Source organism: Acidobacteriota bacterium (genome assembly GCA_016195325.1).
Taxonomy (GTDB): domain Bacteria; phylum Acidobacteriota; class Polarisedimenticolia; order JACPZX01; family JACPZX01; genus JACPZX01.
In genome coordinates this window covers 1-5,271 of the sequence record JACPZX010000099.1, presented here as the reverse complement: position 1 = coordinate 5,271, position 5,271 = coordinate 1, and the positions used below count along the sequence as shown (strand labels likewise).

General features: G+C 65.9%; 7 protein-coding genes. 1 reads left to right on the top strand and 6 read right to left on the bottom strand.

The window, feature by feature from the left end; translation table 11 throughout:
* A partial coding sequence (locus HY049_17250) for an isocitrate/isopropylmalate dehydrogenase family protein (GenBank protein ID MBI3450646.1) occupies positions 1–896 on the bottom strand: 896 nt, incomplete at its 3' end.
* Between the two features lie 434 nt (positions 897–1,330).
* Positions 1,331–2,487 (bottom strand): IS3 family transposase gene (locus tag HY049_17245; protein ID MBI3450645.1). Its coding sequence is split into 2 segments (ribosomal slippage): positions 1,331–2,220 and positions 2,220–2,487, totalling 1,158 coding nucleotides; the frame shifts between segments, so codons are not numbered across the junction.
* Between the two features lie 194 nt (positions 2,488–2,681).
* Here HY049_17245 and HY049_17240 point away from each other — a divergent pair.
* On the top strand, positions 2,682–2,999 hold the full coding sequence (locus HY049_17240) for an XRE family transcriptional regulator (protein ID MBI3450644.1): 318 nt from the start codon (positions 2,682–2,684) through the stop codon (positions 2,997–2,999).
* Positions 3,000–3,387: 388 nt separating this feature from the next.
* Here the strand turns inward: HY049_17240 and HY049_17235 are convergent, their stop codons facing one another.
* The 4 genes from HY049_17235 to HY049_17220 all read right to left on the bottom strand — a co-directional run.
* Complete coding sequence (locus HY049_17235; protein MBI3450643.1) at positions 3,388–3,615, bottom strand: XRE family transcriptional regulator; 228 nt, start codon at positions 3,613–3,615, stop codon at positions 3,388–3,390.
* A complete protein-coding gene (locus HY049_17230) occupies positions 3,587–3,829 on the bottom strand; it encodes a DUF2442 domain-containing protein (protein ID MBI3450642.1) in 243 nt (80 codons plus the stop codon). Before HY049_17230 ends, HY049_17235 begins: the two co-directional genes overlap by 29 nt.
* A gap of 9 nt (positions 3,830–3,838) precedes the next feature.
* Positions 3,839–4,618 carry a citryl-CoA lyase gene (locus HY049_17225; GenBank protein ID MBI3450641.1) on the bottom strand — a complete coding sequence of 260 codons (780 nt, stop codon included), beginning with the start codon at positions 4,616–4,618 and terminating at the stop codon, positions 3,839–3,841.
* 15 nt (positions 4,619–4,633) lie between these two features.
* Positions 4,634–5,271, bottom strand: a 638-nt coding sequence (locus tag HY049_17220) for a succinate--CoA ligase subunit alpha (GenBank protein MBI3450640.1), incomplete at its 5' end; no start/stop codon positions are given.

Sequence of the window (5,271 nt, the reverse complement as noted above, 5' to 3'; positions counted from 1 at the left end):
GTCGGCTCGAAGACCGCGTACTTGTCGCCGATGTTCGCCGACGCCGCGAACCCCATCCCCCCGACGAGCTGCGCGCACAGATCCGAGATGATGTCCCCGAACATGTTCGACGCCACGAGAACCCCGTACGTCTGAGGGTTCTTGATCAGCCACATGCACATCGCGTCGATGTTCGCCTCCCACAGCGCGATGCCCGGGTAGTCCTGAGCCACCTTACGGGCCGCGCGGATCATCACCCCCGACGTCTCGCGGATGACGTTCGGCTTCTCGACGATCGTGACCGTCTTGTACCCGTTCTTCTTCGCGAACTCGAAAGCCTGCCGCGCGATCGACGTGGACGCGCGCACCGTGTTGATGCGGCACGAGAGCGCGATCTCGTCGAGAGGGGTGTCCTTGAAGCGCTTCATCTTCGGATGGTTCTGGACGAGGGTGTCCCGCACCGCCGCCGGCAGCGGGAAGAACTCGACCCCCACGTAGAGGTCTTCCGTGTTCTCGCGGAAGACGACCAGGTCGATCTTCTCCTGGTAGTTGAGAGGGTTCCCCGGGTACCCCTTGCAGGGACGCAGGTTCGTGTGGAGGTCGAACTCCTGGCGGAGGCGCACGATGGGGGAGGCGTAAGACATCCCCTTCCCGCGGAGGGCGGGGACGAGCTCCTTCTCGGCCTCTTCTTTGGGCTTGCTGGTGATGGCGCCGAAGAGGCAGCAGTCGGTCTCGCGAAGGAGCTTGATCGTCCGGTCGGGGAGAGGGTTCCCTTCCTTGCACCAGAACTCCCAGCCGATGTCGCCGGGGATGTACTCCGCGTCGAGCTTCACGGCGTCGAGGACGATGCGCGCCGCCTCCATGACGTCTTTCCCGATGCCGTCACCCGGCAGCCACGCGATCCGGTACTTGGCCATGTCGCTTCCACGCTCCTTCGCCGGCGCCCGGTCGTCGGACGCCCTCCACTTGCGGGACGAAGATGATCGCCAATGGGGGGGTGTCTTTCAAGTGGGGGAGGGGCCTTCCAGTAGTCCCCTCCGGCCCTCCCGGCGCCCTGATCTTGACCGTATGTCGTATGTGACATAGACTCCTTCCGCATGAGTCCGAGAGACAAGCCTCTGGTCTGGCTCCACGGCGAAGTGAAGACGCCGCCTTTCTCGCAGGCGGCTCGAATCGAAGCGGGATTCCTGCTCCGACGGCTGCAGCGAGGAGAGGGCCTCGGGATGCCGCACTCGAGACCCATGCCGTCGGTCGCCGCGCGATGCCATGAACTGCGGATCGTGGACCGGGGTGCTGCGTGGCGCATCGTCTACCGCACGGATGATCTTGCCCCGCCCCCGTGGACAGTTGGTTAAGCAGCAGGTGCCTTTCGCTCGAAGTCTCTCGGACTGACGTACCCGAGGGTCGAATGCCTTCTCATGCCGTTGTAGAAGATCTCGATGTACTCGAAGATCTCGCGTCGGGCCTGAGCTCGCGTTTCGTAACGGTCGAGGTTCTCGAGCTCGCTCTTGAGCGAGCCGAAGAAGCTCTCCGCCACGGCGTTGTCCCAGCAGTTGCCCTTGCGGCTCATGCTCGCCAGGATGCCGCGCTTGCTCAGCTCCTTGCCGAACTCCCCGCTGGCGTACTGGCTGCCGCGGTCCGAGTGGTGAACCAACACAGCGGCGGGCTTCCTCCTCGCGATCCCCATTCGCAGCGCTTCGATCACGAGTTCTCTGTTGATCCGTTCACCGAGCCTCCATCCCACCACCATCCGCGAGTACAGGTCGAGCACGACCGCGAGGTACAGCCACCCCTCGCGCGTCCAGATGTACGTGATGTCCGCAACCCAGGACTGGTTCGGACCTCTGGGGGTGAAGTTCCTCTGCAATCGGTCCGGCGCGACGGCGTGCGAGTGGTTCGACTGGGTCGTCACGCGGAACTTTCGACGACAGCGCGATTGGAGGCCGTTCTGCTGCATCAGCGGCGCCACTCTCCTTCGGCCGATCTTCTCACCTCGGGCCGCCAGCTCGCGGTGCATCCGCGGGGTTCCGTACACCCGTTTGACCATCTGCTGGATCGTCGCGATGATGACCGCCGTTCGTCGGTCCTGGCTCACCCGTGGGCTGTCCGGTCTCAGCTTCCACGCGTAGTACCCGCTCCGCGAGACCTCCAACACCCGGCACATCGCCGTCACCGGGAACTCGGCGACGTGCCGCCCGATGAACTCGAATCTCATCGGGATTCGTTGGCGAAGAAGGCCGTCGCTTTTTTTAGAATGTCTCGCTCCAGCCGAAGCGTGTCGTTCTCGCGGCGCAGCCGGGCCACTTCCTCCTCAAGAGGCCTGAGCCGCCCCTTGCCGGGGAACGCCGCCGCACCCTGGCCGGCCAGATCCCGCTTCCATTTCGTGAGGAGGCTTCGATCGATCCCCAAGTCGCGAGCGGCCTTCGCGACGCTGATACCTTTCTCCGTGACCAGCCGGACCGCTTCGATCTTGAACTCTGCCGTATGCTTCCGCCGTGCAACTCCCATGGACCGTCCTCCTCTGATCGGACTCTACGTGAGTCCTTTCCGGGTGTCCACGGGAGCGGGGCAAGATCACGGATGACGACGCGGTGGTCATCGTCGAGGTCTTCCGAAAGACGACGGCGAAGACCCCGAAGCAGCTTGTCGAACTGTGCCGAAAGCGGCTGCGCGACTACGACGCGGTCTGAGGAGACGCGATCATGGAAAACGCGAAGCGGAAGAAGCTCGAACGCAAGGGCTGGAAGGTGGGCACGGCGAAGGAATTCCTCGAGCTGAGCGCGGAAGAGGCGACGTACGTAGAACTGAAGCTCGCGCTGAGTCGCAAGCTGTCGGACCTGAGGCGCCGGCATCGCCTCACGCAGGTCCAGGCCGCGAGGATCCTCCAATCCAGTCAGTCACGCGTGGCGAAGATGGAGGCCGGGGACCCGTCGGTCTCACTCGACCTACTGGTGAGGTCTCTCCTGGCGCTGGGCGTCACGAAGGAGATCCTGGCGAAGACCATCCGGGCCGCTTCCTGAAGCGGGTCGATGGCGAGGGGAACATCCTCGGCTTCTCGGTGCTGCGCGTGAGCGCGCTCAAGGGAAACCCGCTCGAAGTCACTCTCTGACACCGGCAGCCGCCGCCTGCCCGTCCAACCCAGAATTCTCTTGACGCGCTCGGTGACTTTCGTGTAGTATTCGTCTACCTGCCGAGCCCGTCCGAGGGTGCTTCTTGAACGGAACCGCCGTGCGACCGATCCAGCATCTTCGATCCGCTCGCGCCGGTGATGCCACCCGCGACCTGCACGCCTCTGCGCTTCTCTGGCGTTGGCGAGGCGACTCACCGACCGAACACGTGCCTCTTGATCCTGCGCTCCACCCTGGACCGCGTCATGCGACGCACCCCTTCCGGCGCCGGGGCGTCACCTCAAGGCGCACGTTCGCGCCGACGTTGTGAGACCTGCATGGCACGGGCGGCCTCACTCTGGGTGAGCCCACGCGACTTCATCCGTCGGCGGATGTGGCCGATGAGCGTGGAACGGAGCTTGAGCTTCTCTGCTTCCCCCGCTCCGAACCCCAGATCCCTGAAGACGCTTCGACTGGATGGCGTCAGGGGCGCGATCACTTCAACGTCCGTTTCGCCGGCTCGTCGCACTCTCCGCTCGACGGGCGCCCGACTGCACGCGTCTGCGCGTTCGTCGCAGCACTCTCGCACTCGAGGGCTTACCAGGCTGAGCGGTTCGCTCCGCGGGAAGGGCCGACAGCGTCTCGGGTGCGATGTCGGCACCGTTCGGCCAGACCACGGTTCCAGCCACAGCATCGAGCGTCACTCGACGAAAGTACGACGGTGCGCGGAGGGGCGTGAAGATGGGACCGTCCTACTTCACCTCTCGCCCCGCCGGGCCGTCGTACTCGTGGTCGGACGGGTGAATCCGCCGCATCGGCTTCTCGCGGTGACGCTCCTCCTCGATGTGGGCGACCATCCCGGCGACGCGCGACATGATGAAGAAGGCGTTCGCGACCGTCGTCGGGAAGCCGAGGTCGCAGAGCACGGCGGCGATGGCGCCGTCCACGTTCAGGGGGAGGCGCTTCCCGGACGAGGCGGCGAGGGCGTCCTCGAGGGCGGCGGCGATCGCGAGATGGCGGCCGGCAAGGCCGAGCGCGCGGGCGAGCGCGAAGAGGCGTTTCGAGCGGGGGTCGTCGGTGTGAGTCCTATGGCCGAAGCCGGAGAGGCGCTTCTTCGCGGCCTTCGCCTCGGCGACGACGCGGGCGGCGGCTTCCACCTCGGTGAGCTTCTCCGAGTCGGCGCGGCGGGCGACGGCGAGCATCTGCTCCATCCCCTCCTCGATGGCCCCGCCGTGGAGGCGCGAGATGGCGAGGACGCCGGCGGCGACGGCCGAAGACAGCGGGGCGCCGGTGGAGGCGACGGTGCGGGCGGCCAGAATCGAGGGAGGAGTTGCGCCGTGGTCGATCGACGACACCAGGATGGCGTCGATCATCTTGCCGACCTCGTCGCTCGGGAACTCTCCCTTGAGGGCGAGGTAGATCCCCTGCGAGAAGGAGATCTTCCCCATGAGCTGGTCGATGGGGTAGCCGCGGAGCGAGATTTTGTTCGGCTCGACCTTCGTGATGCCGGTTTTCCAGTGGAGGTCTTCCATGGGATTCGGGGGCTCCTAGGCTGCGGGCTTCTTGAGGATCTTCAGCGTCGCGGCGGGAAGATCGTTGAACGAGTCGACGACGACGGCGCCGGCCTCACGGAGGGCCTTCACCTTCCCCTCGTGCGTGCCGCGGTCCCCCTCGACGATGGCGCCGGCGTGGGAGAAGCGCGTTCCTTTCCGCGCGGCCTTCCCGCCGATGTAGGCGATGACGGGCTTGGTGACGATCTTCCGCGCGATGAGGTCGGCGACCTGTTCCTCCTGGGATGTTCCGATCTCGCCGAACATGACGATCGCCTCGGTCTCGGGGTCGTCCTGGAACATCCGGACGATGTCGGGGTGGGGGAGGCCCACGACGGCGTCTCCGCCGACGTGCACGATGCTCGTGAGGCCGACCCCCGCCTGGCTCAGGTAGTACGCCGTGGCCGACGTGATGCCGCCGCTTCGCGAGGTGACGCCGACGTTCCCTTTCTTGAACCACGACTTCGCCGTGGCGGCGCGCCCTCCCATCATGCCGAGGACGGCCCGCCCGACGCTGAGGCAGCCGAGGGTGTTCGGGCCGAGGAAGCGGGCGCCGGTCTTCTTCGCGGCGCGGGAGATCTCGAGGACGTCGTAGATCGGCACGCGATCGGGGACGAGGACGAGGAGCTTCACGC